The 23540-nt window shown below is 38.2% G+C and carries 22 protein-coding genes; 19 read left to right on the top strand and 3 right to left on the bottom strand.

Features of this window, described 5'->3' with window-relative positions:
- Positions 1-71 precede the first annotated feature (71 nt).
- The 10 genes from AC0KUU_RS13035 (at position 72) to AC0KUU_RS12990 (ending at position 10685) form a co-directional block, all read left to right on the top strand.
- Positions 72-1499 carry an NAD-dependent succinate-semialdehyde dehydrogenase gene (locus tag AC0KUU_RS13035; RefSeq protein ID WP_473452352.1) on the top strand — a complete coding sequence of 476 codons (1428 nt, stop codon included), beginning with the start codon at positions 72-74 and terminating at the stop codon, positions 1497-1499.
- Positions 1500-1894: 395 nt separating this feature from the next.
- Complete coding sequence (locus AC0KUU_RS13030) at positions 1895-2437, top strand: GNAT family N-acetyltransferase (protein ID WP_162213885.1); 543 nt, start codon at positions 1895-1897, stop codon at positions 2435-2437.
- Between the two features lie 225 nt (positions 2438-2662).
- A complete protein-coding gene (locus tag AC0KUU_RS13025; RefSeq protein WP_043979421.1) occupies positions 2663-3748 on the top strand; it encodes a type III polyketide synthase in 1086 nt (361 codons plus the stop codon).
- 5 nt (positions 3749-3753) lie between these two features.
- Complete coding sequence (locus AC0KUU_RS13020) at positions 3754-4311, top strand: isoprenylcysteine carboxyl methyltransferase family protein (RefSeq protein ID WP_322551891.1); 558 nt, start codon at positions 3754-3756, stop codon at positions 4309-4311.
- A 374-nt stretch (positions 4312-4685) separates the two neighbouring features.
- The gene (locus AC0KUU_RS13015) at positions 4686-8303 is read left to right on the top strand and encodes a dynamin family protein (RefSeq protein WP_322551892.1); all 3618 of its coding nucleotides are present in this window, start codon (positions 4686-4688) and stop codon (positions 8301-8303) included.
- Positions 8304-8308: 5 nt separating this feature from the next.
- The gene (locus AC0KUU_RS13010; RefSeq protein ID WP_322551893.1) at positions 8309-9082 is read left to right on the top strand and encodes a nucleotidyltransferase domain-containing protein; all 774 of its coding nucleotides are present in this window, start codon (positions 8309-8311) and stop codon (positions 9080-9082) included.
- Positions 9079-9336: a DUF2533 family protein gene (locus AC0KUU_RS13005; protein ID WP_013082381.1), complete on the top strand. Its 258-nt coding sequence runs from the start codon at positions 9079-9081 to the stop codon at positions 9334-9336. The genes AC0KUU_RS13010 and AC0KUU_RS13005 overlap by 4 nt, the downstream gene beginning before the upstream one ends.
- A 105-nt stretch (positions 9337-9441) precedes the next feature.
- Positions 9442-9756 carry a hypothetical protein gene (locus AC0KUU_RS13000; protein WP_013056168.1) on the top strand — a complete coding sequence of 105 codons (315 nt, stop codon included), beginning with the start codon at positions 9442-9444 and terminating at the stop codon, positions 9754-9756.
- Positions 9757-9886: 130 nt separating this feature from the next.
- Positions 9887-10348 (top strand): divergent PAP2 family protein, encoded by a 462-nt coding sequence (locus tag AC0KUU_RS12995; protein ID WP_013056169.1) that lies wholly within the window; start codon positions 9887-9889, stop codon positions 10346-10348.
- A 61-nt stretch (positions 10349-10409) separates the two neighbouring features.
- Entirely contained in the window at positions 10410-10685 is a 276-nt protein-coding gene (locus tag AC0KUU_RS12990; RefSeq protein WP_013082383.1) for a DUF6123 family protein, read from the top strand.
- 6 nt (positions 10686-10691) lie between these two features.
- Here the strand turns inward: AC0KUU_RS12990 and AC0KUU_RS12985 are convergent, their stop codons facing one another.
- On the bottom strand, positions 10692-11090 hold the full coding sequence (locus AC0KUU_RS12985) for a reverse transcriptase-like protein (RefSeq protein ID WP_016763502.1): 399 nt from the start codon (positions 11088-11090) through the stop codon (positions 10692-10694).
- Between the two features lie 219 nt (positions 11091-11309).
- On the opposite strand from AC0KUU_RS12985, the gene AC0KUU_RS12980 reads away from it, so the two are divergent.
- From AC0KUU_RS12980 to AC0KUU_RS12970, 3 genes are read left to right on the top strand one after another with little or no spacing between them, the layout of a single operon-like run.
- Positions 11310-11963, top strand: coding sequence for a ribonuclease H family protein (locus AC0KUU_RS12980; RefSeq protein WP_016763503.1), 654 nt, complete (start codon positions 11310-11312; stop codon positions 11961-11963).
- 29 nt (positions 11964-11992) lie between these two features.
- The gene (locus tag AC0KUU_RS12975; protein WP_013056173.1) at positions 11993-12175 is read left to right on the top strand and encodes a zinc-finger domain-containing protein; all 183 of its coding nucleotides are present in this window, start codon (positions 11993-11995) and stop codon (positions 12173-12175) included.
- Positions 12176-12231: 56 nt separating this feature from the next.
- Positions 12232-12504 (top strand): DUF2564 family protein, encoded by a 273-nt coding sequence (locus AC0KUU_RS12970; RefSeq protein ID WP_013056174.1) that lies wholly within the window; start codon positions 12232-12234, stop codon positions 12502-12504.
- 59 nt (positions 12505-12563) lie between these two features.
- Here the strand turns inward: AC0KUU_RS12970 and cspD are convergent, their stop codons facing one another.
- Entirely contained in the window at positions 12564-12767 is a 204-nt protein-coding gene (cspD, locus tag AC0KUU_RS12965) for a cold-shock protein CspD (RefSeq protein ID WP_013056175.1), read from the bottom strand.
- A gap of 277 nt (positions 12768-13044) precedes the next feature.
- On the opposite strand from cspD, the gene AC0KUU_RS12960 reads away from it, so the two are divergent.
- From AC0KUU_RS12960 to AC0KUU_RS12950, 3 genes are all read left to right on the top strand, one after another.
- A complete protein-coding gene (locus AC0KUU_RS12960; RefSeq protein WP_013082386.1) occupies positions 13045-13332 on the top strand; it encodes a hypothetical protein in 288 nt (95 codons plus the stop codon).
- A 302-nt stretch (positions 13333-13634) separates the two neighbouring features.
- A complete protein-coding gene (locus AC0KUU_RS12955) occupies positions 13635-14876 on the top strand; it encodes an MFS transporter (RefSeq protein WP_013082387.1) in 1242 nt (413 codons plus the stop codon).
- Between the two features lie 167 nt (positions 14877-15043).
- Positions 15044-19249: a tetratricopeptide repeat protein gene (locus AC0KUU_RS12950; protein WP_322551894.1), complete on the top strand. Its 4206-nt coding sequence runs from the start codon at positions 15044-15046 to the stop codon at positions 19247-19249.
- Positions 19250-19280: 31 nt separating this feature from the next.
- On the opposite strand, the gene AC0KUU_RS12945 is transcribed toward AC0KUU_RS12950, so the two are convergent.
- Positions 19281-20576 (bottom strand): purine/pyrimidine permease, encoded by a 1296-nt coding sequence (locus AC0KUU_RS12945; RefSeq protein WP_043979411.1) that lies wholly within the window; start codon positions 20574-20576, stop codon positions 19281-19283.
- 252 nt (positions 20577-20828) lie between these two features.
- Between AC0KUU_RS12945 and AC0KUU_RS12940 the strand changes: the two genes are divergently transcribed.
- From AC0KUU_RS12940 to AC0KUU_RS12930, 3 genes are read left to right on the top strand one after another with little or no spacing between them, the layout of a single operon-like run.
- Positions 20829-21653, top strand: a complete 825-nt coding sequence (locus AC0KUU_RS12940) for a M55 family metallopeptidase (protein WP_116371870.1) — start codon at positions 20829-20831, stop codon at positions 21651-21653.
- A gap of 14 nt (positions 21654-21667) precedes the next feature.
- The gene (locus AC0KUU_RS12935; RefSeq protein ID WP_013056182.1) at positions 21668-22597 is read left to right on the top strand and encodes an ABC transporter permease; all 930 of its coding nucleotides are present in this window, start codon (positions 21668-21670) and stop codon (positions 22595-22597) included.
- Position 22598: 1 nt separating this feature from the next.
- Positions 22599-23537 carry an ABC transporter permease gene (locus tag AC0KUU_RS12930; protein ID WP_025749326.1) on the top strand — a complete coding sequence of 313 codons (939 nt, stop codon included), beginning with the start codon at positions 22599-22601 and terminating at the stop codon, positions 23535-23537.
- Positions 23538-23540: the final 3 nt, after the last annotated feature.

Below are 23540 nucleotides of genomic sequence, written 5' to 3'. Positions count from 1 at the left end.
AATGAAGATGCTAGTGTATATAGTGTAGTTAACACAGCACAAAGAAATTCACACAACTAGGAGGATGAATGATGTATCCAAACAAACTATATATTAACGGTGAATGGACAACAACAGAAGAGAAAATTGATGTGATTAATCCAGCAACAAAAGAAGTAATAGGACAAATTCCAAAGGCAGGCGCAAAGGAAGCAGCACTTGCCGCTGATGCAGCGGCTGCAGCTTTTAAAACATGGTCGAAAAGAACCGCTCAAGAGCGCAGTGCTATTTTAATGAGATGGCATCAACTAATTGAAAATCATAAAGATGAACTAGCAGAAATTATGACAACGGAACAAGGCAAACCATTTGCAGAAGCAAAAGGTGAAGTGCAGTATGGTAATGATTATATTGCTTGGTTTGCTGAAGAAGGAAAGCGTGTATACGGTGAAACGATTCCAGCTCATCATACGCATAAACGTATTACGGTTAAAAAACAGCCTGTCGGCGTTGTAGCAGCTATTACACCATGGAACTTCCCTGCAGCAATGATTACGCGTAAAGTGGCCCCAGCTCTTGCAGCAGGATGTACAATTGTTCTAAAACCATCTGAAGAAACACCATTTACAGCATATCGTTTAGTAGAGCTCGCAGAAGAAGCGGGAGTTCCAAAAGGTGTGATCAATGTTGTTACTGGAGATGCAGCAGCTATTGGTGACACATGGCAAAAAGACGGACGCATTCGCAAATTAACATTTACTGGTTCAACAGCGGTTGGTAAACATTTAATGCGCGGTGCTGCGGATACTGTGAAAAAATTATCGCTGGAATTAGGCGGTCACGCACCGTTTATCGTAACAGAAAATGCAGATTTAGACGCTGCTGTAAACGGCGTAATTGCTTCTAAGTTTGTCAACGCAGGTCAAACGTGCATCTGCACAAACCGCGTATATGTACAAGAATCCATTGCAGATGCTTTTGTTGAAAAATTTGCAGCAAAAGCGGCGGAATTAACAGTAGGAAATGGATTAGAAGAAGGTACACAAGTTGGACCGTTAATTAACGACAAAGCGGTTGAGAAAGTAAAAGCACAAATTGCGGATGCAAAAAGTAAAGGAGCTAAAGTTGTGGTTGGCGGACAAGCTATAACAACTAAAAAAGGCTTCTTTATGGAGCCGACAATTATTACAAATGTAACTGATGACATGAATTGCATGTTTGAAGAAACGTTTGGACCATTGGCACCTGTAGCAACATTCAAAACAGTAGAAGAAGCCGTAGAACGAGCAAACAATAGCCCTTATGGTTTAGCCGCTTACGTATTTACAGAAAACATTAAAGAAGCAACGTTTGTATCTGAAGAGCTAGAATACGGCATTGTAGGAGTAAATGATGGCTCTCCATCTGCAGCTCAAGCTCCATTCGGCGGCTTTAAAGAAAGTGGTCTTGGACGCGAAGGAAGTCATTACGGTATTGAAGATTATTTAGAAGTAAAATATATCTCAATGGGACTTAAATAAAAAGTAGAGACTGGGACGAAAATATTTTATTCGAAGTGAAATACGAACTAGCAACTAATAATCAAAATTATTGGTTGATAGTTCGTATTTTTTTGTTGTGGAGATGGACGTAGCTTTCATGTGTTTCGTTGTGTCCCAGCCTCTTTTTTATGCACTTTTGTAAAGAAAATTTGGAATAATAGTTCTTTAACGCAATTAATTGCATTTCTAGAATGTCTGTGCAAGAATAAGTATTTCAAAAATGGTTTAGCTTTGTTTAAAGCGTGGGTAATACAACAAATGCACATGATTGCTTGTTAGATGAAATAAAAAGCAGAACTTTACCACTGATAAGTTACCCAAGCTAGAACCAAAATAGTAGTACTGAATGGTGAAAAATATAGGAGTTGATATAGATGATTACAGCAGAGAAAAACATAGTGAAATTTAAAGCAAAAGACGGACGTGAAGTCACTATTCGCCCTGCACAGGCCAGCGATGCAGAGCATATTACAACAGCGGTAAGAGAAATTATTGAGGCTGGGGAATTTATTCAAAAAGATGAGCCGCGTACAGTCGAAGAAGAGCAAGATTTTATTGCATCAGTAGAAAAGAACAATCACATGTACGTTGTAGCTGAAGTCGAAGGTGAAGTGCTTGGAATTGCACGTGTTCTTAGAGGCGAAATTAAAATGAAGCGCCACACGGGGCTCTTCCGTACATGGCTTATTTCAAAAGCACAGGGAATGGGAATAGGAAAACAGTTTATGAATTATACGCTAAACTGGTGCAAAGAAAATCATCTTCATAAACTTTCTTTAACTGTGTTTGCTTCGAATAAAGTGGCATACGAATTGTATAAAAAGGTAGGATTTGAACAAGAAGGCGTTATGAAAGAACAAGCTTATTTCAACAATGAATATGTAGATGAAATCTATATGTCCATTTTCTTTTCATAAAAAATAAGCACTTATTTTCGTCAATCCATAAATTGTATCTGTACATTCAGATTATTTGCGCTATAATAAAAGTGCACAACAAACATACACTTCTTCAAAACGTAGACTTTCCTGAGTTACAGGAAAGTTTTTTTTATGTTTCGCCTCCATTCCACTAAAAAAGAATTGAATAAATCCCCAGCTATTACAAATGTTAAATGTAACGCAATCAAAGAGGTGAAGTGTATGCCAAAGATTATCTCGGTTGGATTTGGAGTTCCCCCTTACGAATTAACTCAGCAAGACACGCTGCTATTTGCAAAAGAACTTTTTTCTGAATCATTTAAAGATATTAATCGTCTGCTAACCGTTTTTCAAAATGGTCAAATTGAGAAACGTAATTTTGCTAAAGACTTATCTTGGTTTCAAGAAGACCATACATTCGAAGAAAAAAATGATGCTTTTATAGAATCTGCTGTTGAATTAGGTACAAAAGCAATTGAAGACTGCTTAACAAATAAGAACCATGTAAGTACCCCTTTGCCGTGTGGAGAAATTGAGGCTGTTTTTTATGTTTCAACAAGTGGTTTAGCTACGCCTAGCATTGAAGCGCGAATTATGAATAAGCTTGCGTTCTCAGACCATACAAAAAGAATTCCTATTTGGGGATTAGGGTGTGCTGGAGGAGCGTCTGGGCTTTCAAGAGCTTATGAGTATTGCAAAGCCTTTCCGCGTGCCAAAGTCCTTGTTTTATCCATTGAGCTTTGCAGTTTAACTTTTCAGCGAAATGATCGTTCAAAAAGTAACTTAATTGGTACGTCTTTATTTGCAGATGGAGTAGCGGCTGCTTTAGTCGCAGGTGACGAAGCTGATACCACTTTTGCTCTTGCAAAAAGCTATCCTAACATTTTACATACACAATCGACGCTCATGCCCAATTCAGAAGATGTAATGGGGTGGGAGATTAAAAATGATGGACTATTTGTTGTCTTTTCAAAAGACATTCCCACGATTATCGATTCGTGGTTAGGCGGAGAAGTTGAGTCATTTTTACAAACTCAGCATTTGACCAGTCGCGATTTGAAGCATTTTGTTGCTCATCCTGGAGGGAAAAAAGTGCTTGAAGCATATGTATCAACGCTGTCGTTAAACGAAAATATGATTGCTGATTCCCTAGATGTACTTAAAAACCATGGAAACATGTCTTCGGCAACCGTTTTGTATGTATTAGACCGCTTTATGAAGAAAGAAATTCCGAGTAAAGAATATGGTTTATTAACAGCTCTTGGCCCTGGATTTAGTTCTGAAATGCTTCTATTAGAGTGGAGGTAAAGCGATTGTTTTTTTATAGCTTTTTTTTATTTATTATCTTACAGCGTCTATGTGAATTGGTTATTGCCAAAAGAAATGAAGCTTGGATGAAGAAGCAGGGAGCATACGAAGCTGGTCAAAGTCACTACAAATGGATGGTAAGCATGCATGCCGCTTTTTTTGCTGCTCTTTTTACGGAAGTGTATGTGTTAAACGATGGAATGTATCACTTTTCTTTTTTGTTGTTTAGCTTTTTTGTGCTTGTGCAACTTGCAAGAATATGGGCTATTTCTTCGTTAGGAAAGTATTGGAATACAAAAATTATCGTTTTGCCTAATGCGAAGGTTGTGCTAAGAGGTCCTTATCGTTTTATGAAGCACCCTAACTATACAGTAGTAGCGGCAGAATTGGTGTTAGTTCCGCTTATGTTTCAGGCATACTGGACGTTAGCTATTTTTTCTGTTTTCAATTTGTGTATATTAGCCGTCAGAATTCCCTTAGAAGAGCAAGCGTTAACGAATGAAACAAATTACGGCGAAGTGATGCAAAACAGGGGACGTTTCTTTCCTGCAAAAAAATCTTAAAACTAATTGAAAATGATTATCTTTCATGATAAGATGAAACAAATGATAAAGATTATCAATTTCATCAAGTAGAAACGGTGGTGGACGTAATGGTTAGTCTTTTTGTGATCGGAGCACTTGCTACATATGTTGGCGTCACAACGTATGTAATGAAAAATATTGAAAAAGCCCAAAAGGCGTAACATACATGCGATGAATAAAAAAAGCTGTCAAATTATTGACAGCTTTTTTTATTGTTTTTGTAACTAAAAATTCAGTTTTTTATGGGAAAACGCATGCGAATCAAGTAAAATAGAGAAAGAATAAGCAGAAATGAAGATGGATAGAGCACATTTAAATACAGTCTTGAATGAGGCAAAAGGGGTAGAGTAATAATGGGTAAAGTGAGTGTGAAACATCAAGAAAATCTCCGATTGGAAGCATCTCTTTTTCATTTACATAAGCAATTTCAAGCAGCTGGAGATGAACAGCAGGCAGTAAAAGCAATACAGCTGTTAAAAAAGTGGGTGAACGGCGAATTTGTTGTAGCATTTTGCGGACATTTTTCGGCTGGGAAATCGAGCATGATTAACGAATTAATGGGGCAAGCAATTTTGCCTGCAAGTCCTATTCCAACAAGCGCAAACTTAGTATCAGTAAAAGCAGGGGATGAGCATGCAACCGTTTATTATCGCAAACAGCCGCCGGTGCGTTATGAAGCACCTTATGAGTATGAGCAAATTAAGCAGTTTGCTGTGGATGGAGATGAAGTAGAGTCCATTCATTTATCGATAGATACAGATGCTATTCCTAAAAATGTTGTGGTGATGGACACACCAGGAATTGATTCAACAGATGATGCACATCGTGTATCGACCGAGTCAGCTCTTCACTTAGCGGACGTTATTTTCTACGTAATGGATTATAATCATGTGCAGGCAGAATTAAATCTTCAATTTGCAAAACAGCTGCAAGAAGCTAATAAAACGCTTTATTTAATTGTAAATCAAATCGATAAACACCAAGAAGATCAGCTAACATTCCAAGCATTTAAAGAATCTGTAGAAACGTCATTTTTAAAGTGGAATGTGAGACCAGAAGGAATCTTCTATACGTCGTTAAAAGAGCCAACCAACCGTCATAATGACCTTTCGTACGTAAAATCTCTATTACTTGCTATGATGACGGAAAAAGAAAACCGACATCAGCATATTCAACATGCGATGCAAATGTTAATTGACGATCACCTTGCCTTTATTGAAGACCAAGAAGAAGAAAAGTTAACGATTCATGACGAGCTGCGCCATAAGCTGACGCTTGAGAATCATGAAATGAATAAGCAGCATAAAGAGCAGCTTCTCGAAAAAGAAGCGGAAATAAGGCGTGCTGAAAAGCAGCTAGCAGAAACGTATCAACAAGAAACAGGTAAGATACTAAGCAACGCCAATTTAACACCATATGAAATGAGAGAAAAAGCTAGGCTGTTTTTAGAAACGACAAAGCCTGATTTTAAAGTAGGTCTTTTATTTGCTAAGAAAAAGACCGAGCAAGTAAAAAAAGAGCGGCTGATGTTATTTTTTGATGATATGAAAGAACGAGCAGCTTCTCAGCTGCAGTGGCACTTGCAGCAATATGTGCAAGAGCTGGTGAAAAATCAAAATCTTACCGATCCGGATCTTATACGCCAGGTTCAGCAGTTTGAAATTCCGTTAGAGCCGCATGATTTAATTGAAACCGTAAAGGCAGGAGCTACGATTAATGGTGATTATGTTTTAACGTACGCAAAAGATGTAGCCGATCATATTAAGAAAAAAGCGACGCGATTATTATACGAGCTTTATGCGCAAATTGAACAGAGCAAAATCGAGCAAGATGAACTAAAGCGTAAAAAAATTTATCAACACTTGCAGGAATGTGAAGTATTTGAAGAAGCATATACATCTCTTCAGGAAATGAAATCAAAATTGGCACGTACAAAAGCTTTGCTTCAATCTTTACAGCAAACTGATGACGACCTAACGGCAGAAGATACAAACGAGTTGTCATATATGTTACAAGAAGAATATGAAACAGGCATCATGAAAGCTGAAGAAAAGCAAGAAGCTGTGAGTGAGCAGCAGTTAGTTTCACAGCCTGAGGAAGCTGTGCATGAAACAGGAACGGAAAAGGTTCTTCAAGATGTATCAGCTGTTCTCGAACAGCTCCGTTCATTTGGAAAGTTAGACCGCTTTATTACCAGGCTTCAAGAAAAGCGTAAAAAGCTATCAAATCAAACGTTTACTGTAGCTTTATTCGGAGCATTCAGTGCCGGTAAGTCATCTTTTGCTAATGCGTTGATTGGAGAAAGATTACTTCCAGTATCTCCGAACCCAACAACAGCAACCATCAATAAAATTATGCCTCCAACAGAAAAACGACCGCATAAAACAGCTGTTGTGCAAATGAAAACAAACGAGCAGATGATCCAAGATTTAAATGGTGCACTTAAGCTGTTTCACCATGAAGTAGAATCAATTGACGAAGCGTTAACAATTATTCCAACTCTGCAGGCAACAGAAGAGCTGCAGCTGCATTTGTCGTTCTTACAGGCAGTAGAAAAAGGCTACGGCGAAGTCAAGCAGCATATCGGTTCAGAAGTAGTGGTGGATACAGAAGGATTTCATGATTATGTAGCCAAAGAAGAAAAAGCGTGTTTTGTTCAATTTATTAACCTGTATTATGACTGTGAATTTACTCGCTTAGGCATTACGCTCGTTGATACACCCGGAGCTGATTCAATCAATGCGAGACACACTGGAGTAGCTTTTGAGTATATCAAAAATGCAGATGCCATTTTATTTGTAACATATTATAATCATGCGTTTTCAAAAGCTGACCGCGAATTTCTTATTCAGCTTGGCCGTGTAAAAGATGTATTTGCGCTTGATAAAATGTTTTTCTTAGTAAATGCAGCGGACCTAGCCAGCTCGGATACAGAGCTGCAGTTAGTTCAGACCTATGTAAAAGAACAGCTTGAACAGTATGGTATACGTTTTCCGCACTTATACCCGGTATCAAGCTTGCAGGCTTTGCAAAACCACGAGGATAAAATGTTTCTGCCGTTCAAAAATGCGTTTTACCGCTTCATAAATTATGAATTACCAGAGCTTGCTATCCAAAGTGTCTATGCAGATTTCGAACAAATTTTAGCAGTTTCCAATGAAATGAAACAGGTGCAAACAAAATCAGAAGTGGATAAAAAGCGATATATTCAATCTCTTCACATAAAAAATGAGCAGGTGGCAGCAAAACTGCATGAAATTCATTTTGAATATGAACAACAGCAGTTTGACCGAGAATTAGAAGAGCTCTTATTTTATGTAAAAAAACGTCTGTTTGTGAGGTACGATGACTTCTTTAAAGAAGCCTTCAGTCCGGCGAACTTAAGGGATGATCGAGGTGAAAAGCAAAAGCAGCTGCGCCTTTGTTTGCAGGAGTTGTTAACGTCTATTTCCTTCGATGCAACGCAAGAAGTGCGTGCGACCACTTTGCGAATCGAAAAATACATCGTAAAATTAATCGAAGACTGGCATCGAATGATCATTACAAAGCTACACCGCTATGAACCGACGTTTACTCCAACACTGAACTCGTTAGAGCCTCCAAATGGCAGTGAAGTTGTGACAAGTCATCAATTTGATGAGAATGAATCGTACCAAAAAGAGCTTTCACTGTATAAAAACAATAAAAGCTTTTTTGAAAAAAATGAGAAAGTAAAGCTTCACGCTGCTTTACTAGAACGTATTAAGCCGGATGTTAATCACTACATTGCGAAAGAAGAAGCCGCTCTTCATTCACACTATACCCATTTAGTGAATCAGTACGTTCTAGCGCATAAACAGTCTGTATCTGAAGAATGGTATGATTATTACAAACAGCTGCAAGCGGCCGTGTCTGAAGAATTTCCAATTCAAGAATTGGTAAGTACAATGACGGTGCTAGAACATGTATTGGAGGAAAGAAAGGATCATTAATTTTTATGTCTACACACATAAATAAACGGTTACAGGAAATTGAAAAAGAATATAATGTGGAAATTTTGTTTGCATGTGAATCAGGCAGCCGTGCTTACGGACTCGACACGTTAGCGAGTGATTTTGACGTCCGCTTTATATACAAGTATAAAGCATCACGCTATCTTCATCTCAATAGACCTCAAGAGGTCATTAATGTAGCAGAAGGCAATTATGATATGCAAGGGTGGGATTTGTACAAAACCATTTATTTGTTTACAAAATCAAACCCTTCGCTTTATGAGTGGCTATGGTCGCCTTTTGTTTATTATCAGAAGCCATCGTTTGCTGAGCCACTGCGGCAAATGATGGCTCAATCATATTCCTTAAAAGCATTGGGGTATCATTATTTTAAAATTTTAACGATGAATAGTAAAAGAAATCTGACATCTTCTGTTACAATAGAGGATATAAAAGTGATGCTTCAACTGATTCGTGCATTTTTATCACTGAAAGTAGTAGTAAAGCAGCGCAGTTTCCCTGTCATTTTATTTGCCGATTTATGTAAGCAGGCAAATCTCGACGATAGGCAGCAATCCATCATTGAGCAATTTGTACAGTGCAAGATAAGTGGGAAAGTTGCTTTTAATGAAAAGATGAAAAACTTTTTGGACAGCATTAAGAAAGAAGCTGCAGCGATAGAAAAAAGCTTAAAAGAATTACCGGAAAAGCAAATCAGTTATGAGGACATTAACTTATTTTTACTAACTCAGCATAATATAATGGAGGAACGAACATGAGTGTACATAAAGAAATTTCAGCCCATTCTAAAAAACAACACGAATTAGTACGTGCTTTTGCAAGCTTAGAAGCTCGACGCGAGCAAGCTATTGAAGCAGCTGTGCTTCTTTGCAAAGAAGGGAAACCCTTTTCTGTAGACGGTATTAATGCTGTAACAGCAGAAATTAATGAGCTGTCTCAAAAATATACCATCATTCCAGGCCGTAAAGTAGTGACAGAAGAAATGGTTAAAGAGTATGTAGCAAGAATATAAACGTGCTAAGCTCTGGTGTTTTTACCTTAATTTGAATAGGATATGACGTGCCGCTTGATCCATACTAATAGTGTACCAACGAGGTACAAATAGGAGGAGATAGCGATGGGTCGTCAAAAATTAGGTAATAAAAATGCGCAAGCGAATAACAATGCAAAGCATAATTATAACCAAGAGTTCTCTTCTGAGTTTAAAGCAAATCAGGCTCAAAAAGCAAAGCGTGCAAAAAGTGCAAATGACACTTATGCTGGGGAGTTTGCTTCTGAGTTCAACGTGCAACAAAACCAAAACAATTCTGTTAACAAGAAGTTAGAAGCTAATAAAAGTGCAAATAATCAATATGGCCAAGAATTCGGCTCTTATGCTGAAGTTGAATCTGCCAAAATGAATAATGCTGCACAAAAAAAGCGTAAAAAATAACAGAACTGTTTCCAAAAGCGCCGGGATTAGTCTGCTCTGTCAGCAGATTAGCCCGGCGTTTTTTGTTGGGCAATATTTGCTTGGGTACGAGATGTCAATCCATCGCAAACTATAGATGAGGTGAAGCAATATGAATAAAGGAATTGTCATTGCTCTTTCATCAATCGGTTTAGCCCAAGCCTTAAAAATCCCCATTAAAAAGTATCAAACAGGAAAATGGGATATGCGGATGATTGCTGCGTCGGGTGGAATGCCAAGCTCTCATTCAGCCGGCGTATCTTCTTTAGCGACCTATGTAGCGTTAAAAAGAGGTGTTTCTACGATTGATTTTGCGTTAGCATCTGTTTTTGGAATTATTGTGATGTACGATGCACAAGGAATTCGAAGGCAGACTGGCGAAATTACTATTAAAGTGAATACGTTAGATGAAGAAATTGAAAAGCTTGCGGGTCTTCCAGACGGAGGCTTTCACGATTTGACGGAACAGCGCTTGAAAGAAATGCTTGGGCATCAGCCCGAAGAAGTGATTGGCGGAGCCATTTTAGGAGTAGCACTTGGAGCGATTGGCTATTTTTTAGAAGGGAAATCATAGTCAAATAGCCAAAAGTAAGCTAAGATAAAGAAGAACCTTTGCAAAAGGATGGGACGAAAAAGTGACAAAAACAGCTCAAACCGTTGAAGAGTATCTTCTTTATCTTGAAGAAAAAGGCTTTCATTTAGCAGAAGATGCACGTGGATTTATTTCATTTGGTCAGCAGTATACGCGTGCAGCTGACGAGATGGTCATATTTACAATTGAATGGACACTAAAAGTACAAAAAGAATTTGACGGCAGTTTTTTTGTATCGCTCCTCGAGAATTTGACATCAAATCGTATTAGCAATCAAAAACAAGCCATTCAATATTTAAAGTCATCAGGTATGATTTAAGCAGGATTACATTCCTGCTTCTTTTTGATTAATGGCTTGTCTGGCCAGCTGATCAGCACCTGCGTTTTGAGAGCTAGGGATCCACTTTATAAAAAATAACTCAAATTGACTGGACAATTTGAGGGCTTCTTCCAGTAAAGGAGCAAACGCTTTATTTTTAACGTATTCTTGGTTCATTGCGCGGTCTACTAGCTGAGAGTCCGTTCGAAAAGATACGCTCGTATACTTTTTTTCTAGACAAATTTTTAATGCATGAAGAAGTGCATGGTACTCTGCTTCATGATTCGTCATTGTCCCAAGAGCAATAGCGTAACGATGATGTTCACCATTTCCTTTAATTAAAATACCAGCTCCAGAAGGACCAGGGTTACCAGCAGTGGCTCCGTCTATATAAACTTCAATCATCATACAGCCTCCTTGTTAAAACAATATAAGCTTAAACCATGTTTTTTCATCAATAGTATTGTATCATAAGTACTTCAGCTATTTTATATTAGCACGTATAAACGCTAAAATCCGCTTATTAGGTAAGAAAACTGTCATGAAAAGACATAATAGAAGATAAAATACAAAAAAGCAGAAAAAGTGTTGAATTCAAAATTGCTGATGAAAGGAATGCTCGTTATGAATTTCCAAATTGAATGGCATTATAAATCCTCGAAACATAAACAGTTAATTTTCACATCCGATTTCACAGATGCGAATGAGGCGCTAATGATTGTGGGTGATTTAGAAAAAACAGGTCGAACGAAGGAAATTTTTCTACTTGATGAGCAGCAGCAAAAATGGACTGTAAAAGAAGCGAAAAAGCTCTTACAGGAAGTACAGACAGAGCCTCACGATATTGTGGCATATTTTGACGGAGGCTATGAGCATGATACGCTCTTAGCGGGGCTTGGGGTTGTGATTTATTTTAAACAGAACAACAACTCTTACCGAATACGACGCAACTCAAGGCTGCAAGAGATTGAATCAAATAATGAGGCAGAGTATGCTGCTTTTTATTATTTAATACAAGAGCTTGAGGAACTTGGTGTTCATCATATACCGGTAACGTTTAGAGGTGACTCTCAGGTTGTATTAAATCAGCTGGCTGGGGAGTGGCCCTGTTTCGAAGAAGAGTTTAATCGGTACTTAGATCGAATAGAAGATAAAATGCAGGAGCTTGGTATCCGGCCGGTATATGAGCCTATTTCAAGGAAGGAAAATGAAGAGGCTGATCAGCTTGCTACTCAAGCTCTTCAAGGGATACCAATTGCTAGCAGGAAGCAAGTGTAACACACAGAACGAAATGGAGATGAACGAGAGTGGAACGTAAACAATTATTAGAAGAAGTAACGGAGTTATTGGATTACTACTGTAGTGATTGTTTTGTAAAAAAAACGTTTAATAAAGAAAAGGGCAAAACATACGCTCAGACGTTTTGTATTAAAGAGTGTACCGTAGGAGAAAAAATTAAGCAGTATGGAGATTTGCTGACTAAAAAGTAAGCGTGTATAATTTGCCGGCAGCAGCTTCATTCTATCCATATGGAGGTGTTCTTTCAATGGATAAGTTTTCAAATGAAGAAGTAACAACAGGATATAATGATTTAAAGCAAGTAGAAGTTTCTATTCAATCTGCTCAAAAGATGATCGGGACAGCTACGATGAGTATGAGTCCTCAGCAGCTTGAAGAGGCAACGAATGCGCTTAATGATGCAAAAGCACAGCTTCAATCTGCCAAAGCTCATGGCACAGGAGTAGACGAGCAATTTCTTCAGCAGTGCATGCAGTCTATTCAAACATGTGAACAGCAGCTTACTGAGGCCAAACGCTAGGTATAACAAAAAAGAGACTCGGAAAAGAGTCTCTTTTACTATAAAATAAAAAGATCTATTTATGATAGCTTAGTGACATTAGCGGCTTGCGGGCCTCTATTGCCTTCTACAATTTCAAAAGATACCTCTTGTCCTTCTTCCAAGGATTTATAACCTTCGCTTTGGATGGCAGAAAAATGTACAAATACGTCGCTGCCGCCTTCAACTTCAATAAAGCCATAGCCTTTTTCATTGTTGAACCATTTTACTTTACCATTTTGCATAACTTGAATCCCCCTAGTACTGTGCAGCCTCATGCTGCTGAAACTCGAATTATCATTTCCAATAGAGGTAAATGATTGTTTATATTATATAATAAGAAGAAATAAAATTTCAATATTAAAATTTAACTTTTCTGAAAATTAAATTTTTATTTAACTTAGGCGTAGTACAAATATAACTAAAAAAATTTCTTATGAGATGAAAAATAACTGAAAATTTAGTTTATAATAAAAGTATAGTCAGCATAATTTTAAAGCGGTGATAAGGAGTGGATCGTGTATGTATCGTACACAAGTAAATGGAAAAGAAATCATTTTGTTATTTTCAACGCTCGAAGCAGCAAAGAGCCGCAGCAACCTAGAGAAAGAGCAAATTTATAAGCGCGTGTTGCATTTAAATGAGCAGCTGCTAATGTTTCAAAATGGAACAAGCTTCACCATTGGCGATCCGTTAGGATTAATTGTAGCTCAAGTGAAAAAAAGTGATTTGACAACCATATATATCGAACATATCATTGATAAACAGTTTATGTATGATGGAGAGGGGCATCGAGGTGAAGTAGTGTAACAAGATGACACCTATATATGAAGAAGCGTACGGAGATACTCGTACGCTTCTTCATATATAGGATTAAAAATATGCGATTTTACAAGTATTAACAGGGATAAATAACAAAGTTTAATAAATTAAAGAAGAACAGTGAAACCATGAATAGCAATCACCTTTTTAGCTAAAAAATATAGATACACATCATCTTATGTAATGAGATAGTTAAGCTTTAAAATCAATGAACACGAGAGGTTTTATAAAGCTTAAATTGAAAAACGTGTGATTGTGACGTTAATTAGAAGTAAGGTTTGGAGGACGCTATGGAAAGTAGAAAAAAATTGGATTTACTTGCTCTTGCTTCTGTGCCACTTATCATGACCCTCGGAAATTCAATGTTAATTCCGGTATTGCCGGTGATTGAAAAACGTCTACAGATAAGCTCGCTGCAGGTATCCATGATTATCACGGTCTATTCAATTTTCGCTATTTTTTTAATCCCGATTGCTGGTTATTTATCAGATCGATTTGGCCGCAAGAAAATTATTATTCCAAGTTTGCTGCTTGCTGCAGTAGGAGGGGCTTTAACAGGCTGGGCTTCATGGCAAATGGCCAATCCTTTCTGGGTTATTTTAATTGGCCGCGCGATTCAAGGAATAGGTTCAGCAGGAGCTATGCCTGTTGTGATGCCTTGTGTAGGAGATATGTTCAAAGACGAGCAAGAAATTACAAAAGGACTAGGTTTAATTGAAACAGCTAATACGTTTGGGAAAGTACTAAGCCCAATACTGGGAGCTTTTTTAGCGGCTATGATTTGGTTTCTTCCTTTTTGGTTCATTCCTATTCTTTGCCTTATTTCGATTCTTTTGGTTATCTTTTTAGTAAAAGTTCCGAAAAATGATAGTTCTTCTGAATCTGAACAAAAAAAGAAAAGTATTAAGCAGTTTTTGAAGGATTTGAAGAAAACGCTCAAAGAAAATATTGGATGGCTTATGGCTATTTTTATTTTAGGCGCCATTATTATGCTTGTATTATTCGGTGTTTTATTTTACCTATCGACCATACTAGAGGAGCGTTATCATATTGTGAATACGAAAAAAGGTTTAGTGATGGCTATTCCTTTGCTCGCTTTATCTATTTCTTCTTTTGTGGCGGGGAAAAAAGTTGGAAACAATAAAATCGTTATGAAGTGGTCTGCTTTTTTTGGCTTCTTATTGTTAACATGTTCTTTCATCATTTTATTTTTTAATACGTCTCTTTTTAGTATTTTACTCACTTTAGTGCTTGGTGGAATTGGAATTGGAGCAGCTCTTCCCAGTCTTGATGCGCTTATTACAGAAGGAATTGAAAAGGAAGAGAGAGGAACCATTACGTCTCTTTACAGTTCGATGCGCTTTGTAGGAGTAGCAGCTGGGCCTCCCCTTTATACATTGCTTATGAAGTGGTCGGACATGGCTGTGTTCCAAACGTCTCTAGGGGTTAGTGCGGTAGGTGCCATTTTAGTTTTAAAAGCGATTAAACCAAAGCCTGAAGGCGGCGTAAAACTGAAGAAAGCTGAAGTGTGATTTTATAGAGCTGTCTTATGATAAAAGACAGCTCTTTGCTATTTAAAGACCCGTCAATATACTTAAATTTATATTGTGTCTAGAAAAAATCCTTGAAATTTCTTATACTTCAATTTATAGACAGCAGATGCAATAGTTCTTATTTTATTGAATAAGGTGGTTTTGAATTGAGTATAAATTATCAGAAATTAAAAAGCATGGTGGATCATTATCAAATATTTGATCTTGTAGCGTATATAACAGAAGAAGTACAAAGCCTTCAACCAAAGAGCCTTACGGGTATTGTGAAAGAATGGTTAGCAAACTTACAAACGGAAGAAGAGCTGTACGAGCTTATCCGCTTTTGTGATGAAGCTTTATTAAATCGTTTAAGTCGAATGTTAACGACATATGGATATCGTCGATTTGGCTCGATTCGAATGGTAACTCTTTATTGTGATGATCTCCTGCGAGAAGGCAAGATACTCGACGCTGATGATAGACTTTCTTTATTAATTTCTCAGCTGGATACGCAATCAGTTAAAGAGGAACAGCTTGAGAAAATCTATTTTTTAAAGGTAAGAATTCTTTTAGAAATGAAACAAGTGGATGAAGCTTCTGAGTGGATGAAACAAGTAACGTCCCATAATCAAAAGGGTATGGCTGACAGATGGGGCTATTTTCATTTGCAGCTCAACGACAGAATGAAAGCTGAAGCCTGCTTAAAAGAAGGAACGACATATAAGGAGAATGGAGATTTTTGCTATGCAATGCTCGCAGACTTATATGCGTATGAAGGGAAGCATAAACAATCGCTTGAAAAAATTAACGAGGCTATTGTCCGCTACCCACAGCTTCCGTCTTTATATATGGATAAAGTGATGCGATTAAAAGATTTAAAAGAGTATTCTCTCTTGCTTGAAACGATTGAATTTATCGATTCAAAGTTACCCTATCACGATTATCAAGACTTTTTTACGCTGCTGCGCGCCGACATTTATTTTGAACAGAAGCAGCAATCTCAGCTTACGCATCTGCTCTCGACTAAGCGATGTTTAAAAGATTCACCTTATCAAAAATTAATTGGAAAGAATACAGACGATAAATGCAGTACAATCAAGCTTCCTATTGTACCGATTGTTCAAAAAGATAATTATTGCGTGCCAGCTAGTATGAGTATGATGTTAAGGCTTTTACATACCGAAAAAACACAGGATGAGATTGGGACGCGTATTTACGGAGGGTTAGGCTCCAAATTATCAACTGCGGTGAGCTACTTTGAATCTCTTGGCTTTGCAGCGATGTTTTTTACAGGCACAGTTGAACAGTTTAAAGAACTATTAGACAAAGGGCTGCCTATTTTGGTCAGTCTGGAATTTGAACAAGCTTCCCATGTTCAAGTTGTATTTGGCTATGATGATGAACTTGAACTTTTTCATGTACAAGATGCTAATTTTCTAAGTCCAACGTATGTAGAATATAAAAATTTTGATCAGCATTACGCTAATTCGGGTTTTTTATCAATTGTTGCTTCTAAAGCGGCAGCGGATCTCGCTTCACTTTCTAAAGAGCAAGATGTGTTTATTCGTCAGCTGTATGACTTAATCGAACTAGTTGAAGCGAATGAAGAGGCACACATTAATGATCTCGTTTCTTTACTAAAAGCAAATGAGCATGTTCCATTTGCCGCTATTTACAGTATGAAGCATTTGTATAGAAAAGAGCATGAAGCCTATATTCGTACGTGTATTAACCATGTGTTAGAGAAGTATAGCAATCATGATTATCTTAAGCTTCACGCTGCATATGCCTTTTTTAAACTTGACGACAGTAAGGGAGCATCTTCCTTGTTACACCACATAGATAACAAAAAGCATAGCTCTTTTTATCACTATCTTAAAGGAAGAATTGCGCTGGATGAAGAGAAGTATGATGAGGCTGTTGAAGCACTGCGCAGCTCCCTGCAATTAGACGTAGAGCAGCATTTGAACTGGAGCTATTTAGCACTTGCATATATGTACAAAGGAAACCTGGAAAAGGCTTTTGAATGCTCGACCATTTCCTTAAATATGTATGGCGATGAATCTTATACACAAATCAATCACGGACTTATTTTAATGGAGAAAGAAAGATATGCAGAAGCCAGAAATCTTTTCGACGCGTTATTAAAAGAAAACCCAAAAGATGCGCACAGCTGGTTTGAAAGAGCCCGTTGTGATGAACATTTAAAAAAGTTTCGTAAAGCTTACCGGGGATTTCAAGTAGCTAAACAGCTTTTGCCGACTGTTCCTTATCCATATCTTTCGATAGCTGATTTGCTACAATATCAACTAGAAAAAACAGACGAAGCTGAAAGCTATCTCAAAGAAGGCATGAAGCATCTCCCAAGCGACATGACAATTCGAGGAAGAATAGGCGATTTATACGTCGCGAATCAAAGGTACGAAGAAGCTATTGCTCTGTATAAAGAAGGCTTAAAAATAGAAGAAGATGCCCTTATGTATTTGGGCTTATCTTATGCGTATCTAGAAACAGGTGAACATTTAACGGCCGTTGATACGCTCACGCTTATTGCGCAGAAGTTTTCATCGAACAGCGACGTCCTGTTGGATGCAGGCAGCATGCTTTTGGATGCAGCAAAAGAGAAGAATCTAGACGACCAAACGATAGAGTTTGGATTTGCTCTTTATGAAGAAGGAATTCATTTTGCTCAAACAGCGCTAGCTGAAGTGTTAGAAGCATATACGAGTTATTTAGAAGACACGGCCTTACTGACTCGTGGAATTAAGTTTTTAACTGCAGAACATCAAGAGCACCCTAATGAGATTTTGTACATGTGCTACTTAGGCATATTATACGAACAAGCCAAGCAGCTAACAAAAAGTGAGAAACTTTATCAACAAGCGCTTCGTATCAAGCAAGATGCTTTGCCATATTATCGGTTAGGTGAAATATATCAATCAATGAATCGCATCACTGAAGCAAAAGAGGCCTTCCAAAAATGCTTAACTCTTGATAAAACATTTGAAGCCGCTTGTATGAAGCTTGCTGAAATGGCTTGTGAAGAACAAAATCGAACGGCTGAAAGGAATTGGCTGCTTCAATGGATACAGCTGAATCCTATGGAAGTAAACGTTGAGCACGCAGCTTCACTTTGTGAAACAGAGAAAGAGTATGAAGAGCTGTTAGAGGTATTAAAAAGCGTAAAGGAAATCGTTTTGCCTCAGTGGCTTGCTGACAGCCAGGCTCATGTGTATCGCCTAAAAGGAGACATTTCACAGGCTGAAACGTATTTAGAGAAGGCGCTTGAACTAGATCCACAGAATCCTGCTATTCGCCACCATCAGGCAAAATGGCTCATCATGGAGCATAGATATGAAGAAGCTAGAACAATTCTTACAGAGCTACTAAGTGAGAATCCGGAAGATTACGCTCTATTTCAAACGTTCATGTCTAGCTTTCCAAATGGAAAAAAACTGTCTAGGCTTACGACAGATTTAAAAAAGATGAAAATGGAAAAACACAGCAAAAGCTTGTTATTTAAAAATGCAGCCGAGGCTTTAAATGAGTATGCCGATTCGATCGTAGAAGAGCAGCAAGGATCTATCTTCAAACGAAGCTTAGCAAAGTTCAAAGCAAAAGCAAAAACGGTTACGCTGCTTGGCTTAACGATTGAACTGTATGAACTTGCTATAAAAACGGATCCGAATAATAAAGAGGCTGTGCATGCATTTGCGGCTTTTTACGAAGAGAAAGGATTAATTGAAGATAGCATCACCGTGCTGAAAAAATCGCTGCATCAAAGCTGGGATTTTGATGTTGCCTATCATTTAGCCAATATACTCGTTAATATCCATGAAAATGAACAGGCTGCACATGAAGCGCTAAACTTAGTTCAAAAACTTCTTGAACAGCAGCCGTATCATATAGATTTGCAGATATACCGGGCATTTATTTTGAGTAGCCTTGAAGAGGTAGAAAAATCGGAGACAGCTTTTCAAGAATTACTTCAACAGGAGATTTATCAGCCTGACATATATGCAGGACTAGCAAAACTGTATAATAAAACAGAACGTTATCATGAAACTGTTCAGCTTCTTCAAAAAGCGATTGAACAGCGTCAAGAGTATGAAGGGATGTATACTGATTTAGGTATCGCGTATCATTTAGAAGGTGAAACGGAAGCAGCAGCTTCGCTTATGATAACCAGAGTAGAAAGTGGAGACGAAGATCTTTTTATTCGCTATAACTTGGCATGCTATCTAGCTGTTCTTGGAAAAACTGCTTCTGCTCAGGAAGAGTTGGATTATGTTTTAGCACATGATGAAACGGGAGAATTCTATGAACTGGCTATGGCAGACGATGAACTAAAAGGATTAACGGTAAGAAGGTAAAAAAAAGAAGCTGGGTTTCAGCTTCTTTTTTTTATCCCTCTTTTGCACCTTGTCTTTTCAAAGAAATGGATTCAGAAATTTCCAGTGCAAGAATGATAATTGTGCCAAGAACTAATCCGTTGCTTAAAAACGTAGTAACTAAAGGTGGCAGTGTTGAAAAAGCTTGAGAAGGCAAAAACATAACCCCTATCCCCGACAGCAACGCAATACCGGCTTTTTTCATTGCTTTTTCGGGCTGTTTGGCATGCTTGAATTCTCCAATTCCAAGAGCTATCATACCTGTAAAAACAGGAAAGATTGCCGCGTATCCGACAGCAGGAGGAAGAGCGGACATAATGGATGTTAAAGGAGTAAAGATACTCAAAAAAAGCAAAAGACACGATGCTACAATAAAAGGAACTCGGCTATAAAGATTTGTAGCTGAAATAAATCCACCGGAACCTGAAATAGGAACGGCACCGACACCTGAAAACAATCCTCCAAGCAGCTGACTTATACCCGAAACCATCCCGGAACGCTTAATATTGTCTTTTTCAATTTTTTCTCCTTTGTGTTTATAAACAGACTCAACAACACGAATAGAAGCGAGCATGTTTGTAATTAAAATGAGCGTCACAAAAAAAGCAGTGACAACCATATTCCATTCAATGCGAGGAGCTCCAAATACAAACACTTTAGGTATGTAAAATAACTGCGCCTGAAACTCGATAGGTTTAGCTAATCCTAGTATTGCAAATACTCCCCAGCCTACACCAATACTAATAATAATGCTGAGCTTATTTAACGTCCTGTGTGATAATAAATAAAAAGTCAGCAGCAAAATCGCAGCTGAAGCCAGCGCAATAGGAAGTTTAATAGCTGAATTCGTTTCTGTAATACCAAACATTCCTTTTAAAAAGGAACCGCTGAGCTGCGTCACTAATAAAATCAAATATGTACCGGTAACTGTCGGGGTAAAGTATTTTGCTAGTTTATCAATGAGACCAAGCAGGCTCATCAAAATAGCGATTATCCCGCTTATAAGGAGGGTGAACTGCAGTACGCGGAGCGTTTCAGAGTGAGAACCAAACAGAACCGTTCCAAGACTCGCATACAGAGAAAAGACGCCCCACCAAACACCAGCTGGCCCTTCCATGATGGGATATTTATGCCCTATAAATACCTGCAAGAGCCCGGATAAAGCTAAAATAAATAACGTTCGCTGTAAAAATTGAATAGAATCCGCTGCGTTTAAATGAAACTGAGAAGCAATTACAATAGGAACAATCATACTATTAGAGATCATAAATAAAAACCATTGTAGTGAAGCAATGGAAACTCGAAACATTCTTAACACCTCAATTAATGCCGACGAGCGGCTGAATGAACCAACAGGCTGCTCTATTATTTTACCATGGGATTTCCAATTTGTAAGCGATATCTTGTTAAAAGGAAGACGAATAAAGTGTCAAAAAATTCAATATATTGTTGTAAAAAGAAGAAAGATAATTTATAATTTTCTTACAATTATAAATTATAAACATAAGAATAATTTATAATGAACTGACTAACAGTCAAGGAAGGAGGAGGAATAAGACAAATGAAACTATATCTGTCGGTTGATATGGAAGGAATTACGGGACTCGTCGATCACACAAATGTTCTGCGACAGAAAGAAAATTATGAGAGAAGCCGCAAAATAATGACGGATGAAGCAAATGCAGTAATTTATGCAGGATTTAGAGAACAGTGCTCAGAAGTTGTGGTAAATGACAGTCATTCGAGTATGAATAATCTCCTTGTTGAACGGCTTCATCCAGAAACTCAGCTTATTTCAGGAAGCGTAAAACCATATTCAATGGTACAGGGATTAGATCAGACTTTTGATGGTGCTATGTTTCTAGGATATCATGCTAAAGCATCCATGCCTGGTGTCATGTCTCATTCGATGATATTTGGTGCTCGCAATATGTACATAGACGATACGAATATTGGAGAGTTAGGCTTCAATGCATACGTCGCAGGCTATTACGGCGTGCCAGTTTTAATGGTAGCCGGTGATGACCAAACGGCGCTGGAAGCACAGCAGCTTATTCCAAACGTGACGACTGCTATCGTCAAACAGGCCATTTCACGTTCTGCAGCCAAAACATTAACCCCTAAGAAAGCAGAACAATTACTTCAAGAAAAAACAGCCGCAGCTATTCAACACAAACACCTTGTTAAACCTTTAATTCCACCTAAACATCCAACCTTACGAATAGAATTTGCAAATTACGGTCAAGCAGAGTGGGCGCATTTAATGCCGGGAACAGAAATTGAGCCTGGAACGACGACCGTTCGGTTTCAAGCAAAAGATATTTTAGAAGCTTATCAGGCCATGCTTGTTATGACTGAATTAGCTACGCGCACAACATTCTGTTAGAAGGTGGGATAAAGGTGAAAAGTTATATTCTGAAACGATTTTTATCCATGCTTGTTACGCTGTGGGTAATTGTGACCTTAACCTTCTTTTTAATGCATTCGATTCCTGGATCTCCATTTAATGAAGAACGAGCGACAAGCGATGCAGTTCAAAAAAACCTGGAATCATTTTATCACTTAGATGAGCCGCTAGCTGTGCAATATATTCTTTATTTAAAATCCATTGTTACCTTTGACTTTGGTCCTTCCATTAAACAGCCGTCTCAAACGGTTAACGACCTTCTAGGAAGAGGGTTTCCCGTGTCATTTGAACTTGGAATGGTGACGTTAATTCTTGCGGTAATTTCCGGTATTACACTAGGCATTATCGCTGCTCTTAGAAGGAATGGAATAATTGATTACATGGCGATGAGCATAGCAGTTATCGGATTGTCGGTTCCAAATTTTGTTATGGCCACGTTGTTAATTCAACAGCTTTCTGTTAATTTGAAAATTTTACCTGCCGCTACGTGGACGAGCCCTTTACATATGATTCTTCCGACTCTAGCTCTTGCCACAGGTCCTATGGCTATTATTGCACGTTTGACTCGCTCAAGTATGATAGAAGTACTAACTCAAGATTATATTCGAACAGCGCGTGCAAAAGGGCTTTCACCAGTAAAAATTGTATTTAAGCATGCGCTTAGAAATGCTTTAATGCCCGTTATAACAGTTCTTGGAACGATTGCGGCCAGCGTATTAACCGGCACATTTGTTATTGAACAAATCTTTGCTATTCCTGGCATGGGAAAATATTTTGTGGACAGTATTAATACGAGAGACTACCCGGTAATTATGGGCACGACGGTCTTTTACAGTTCGATTCTCATCATTATGCTTTTTTTAGTAGACATTGCTTACGGAATACTTGATCCACGAATCAAACTGTATAAGAAGGAGGGATAACGTGCTGGAAAAACAGGAGTATAAGCAAATTCCTGATGAGTGGTTTGTGCCAAAGAAAAAAAAGAAATCTGAAGCTGAAGCAGTTGTAAGGCCGAGTCTTTCTTATTGGCATGATGCTTGGCGCAGGCTTGTAAAAAACAAGTTGGCCATGCTGGGTCTCTTTTTTTTAGTCATTCTCGCTGTGATGGCTATATTCGGTCCTATGTTTTCACCCTACAGTGTAACGAAAGCTTCTTTTACAGAGCAAAATCTTCCTCCTTCAGCTAGTCATTGGTTTGGAACGGATGACTTAGGCAGAGATATGTACACCCGGACATGGTACGGGGCTAGAATCTCTTTATTTGTAGGACTGATGGCAGCGCTTATTGATTTTATCATCGGTGTCATTTACGGGGGATTCTCAGGCTACAAAGGCGGAAAAACAGATAATGTCATGATGCGCGTAATTGAAATTTTATACGGTCTTCCTTATTTATTAGTCGTGATTTTACTAATGGTAGTCATGGGCCCCGGGCTTTCTACGATTATTGTGGCACTTTCCGTTACAGGTTGGATCGGGATGGCGAGAATTGTACGGGGGCAAGTATTGCAAATAAAAAACTATGAATACGTGCTTGCATCCAAAACGTTTGGAACAAAAACTAGTCGTATCATTAAGCGAAACCTGCTTCCAAATACGATGGGACCGATTATCGTTCAAATGACACTAACCGTACCAACTGCCATTTTTGCTGAAGCTTTTTTAAGCTTTTTAGGGCTGGGTGTACAAGCTCCTTATGCCAGCTGGGGAGTAATGGCAAACGATGGTTTATCAACGATTCTATCAGGCTATTGGTGGCGTTTGTTTTTTCCCGCTTTTTTTATTTCTCTTACCATGTTTGCTTTTAATGTCCTTGGAGACGGACTGCAAGATGCACTTGATCCGAAATTAAGGAGGTAAGCA

Source organism: Priestia sp. ST2 (assembly GCF_055810735.1).
Note: the sequence above shows the minus strand (reverse complement) of the source record. Positions and strands in the feature narration are given on the sequence as shown.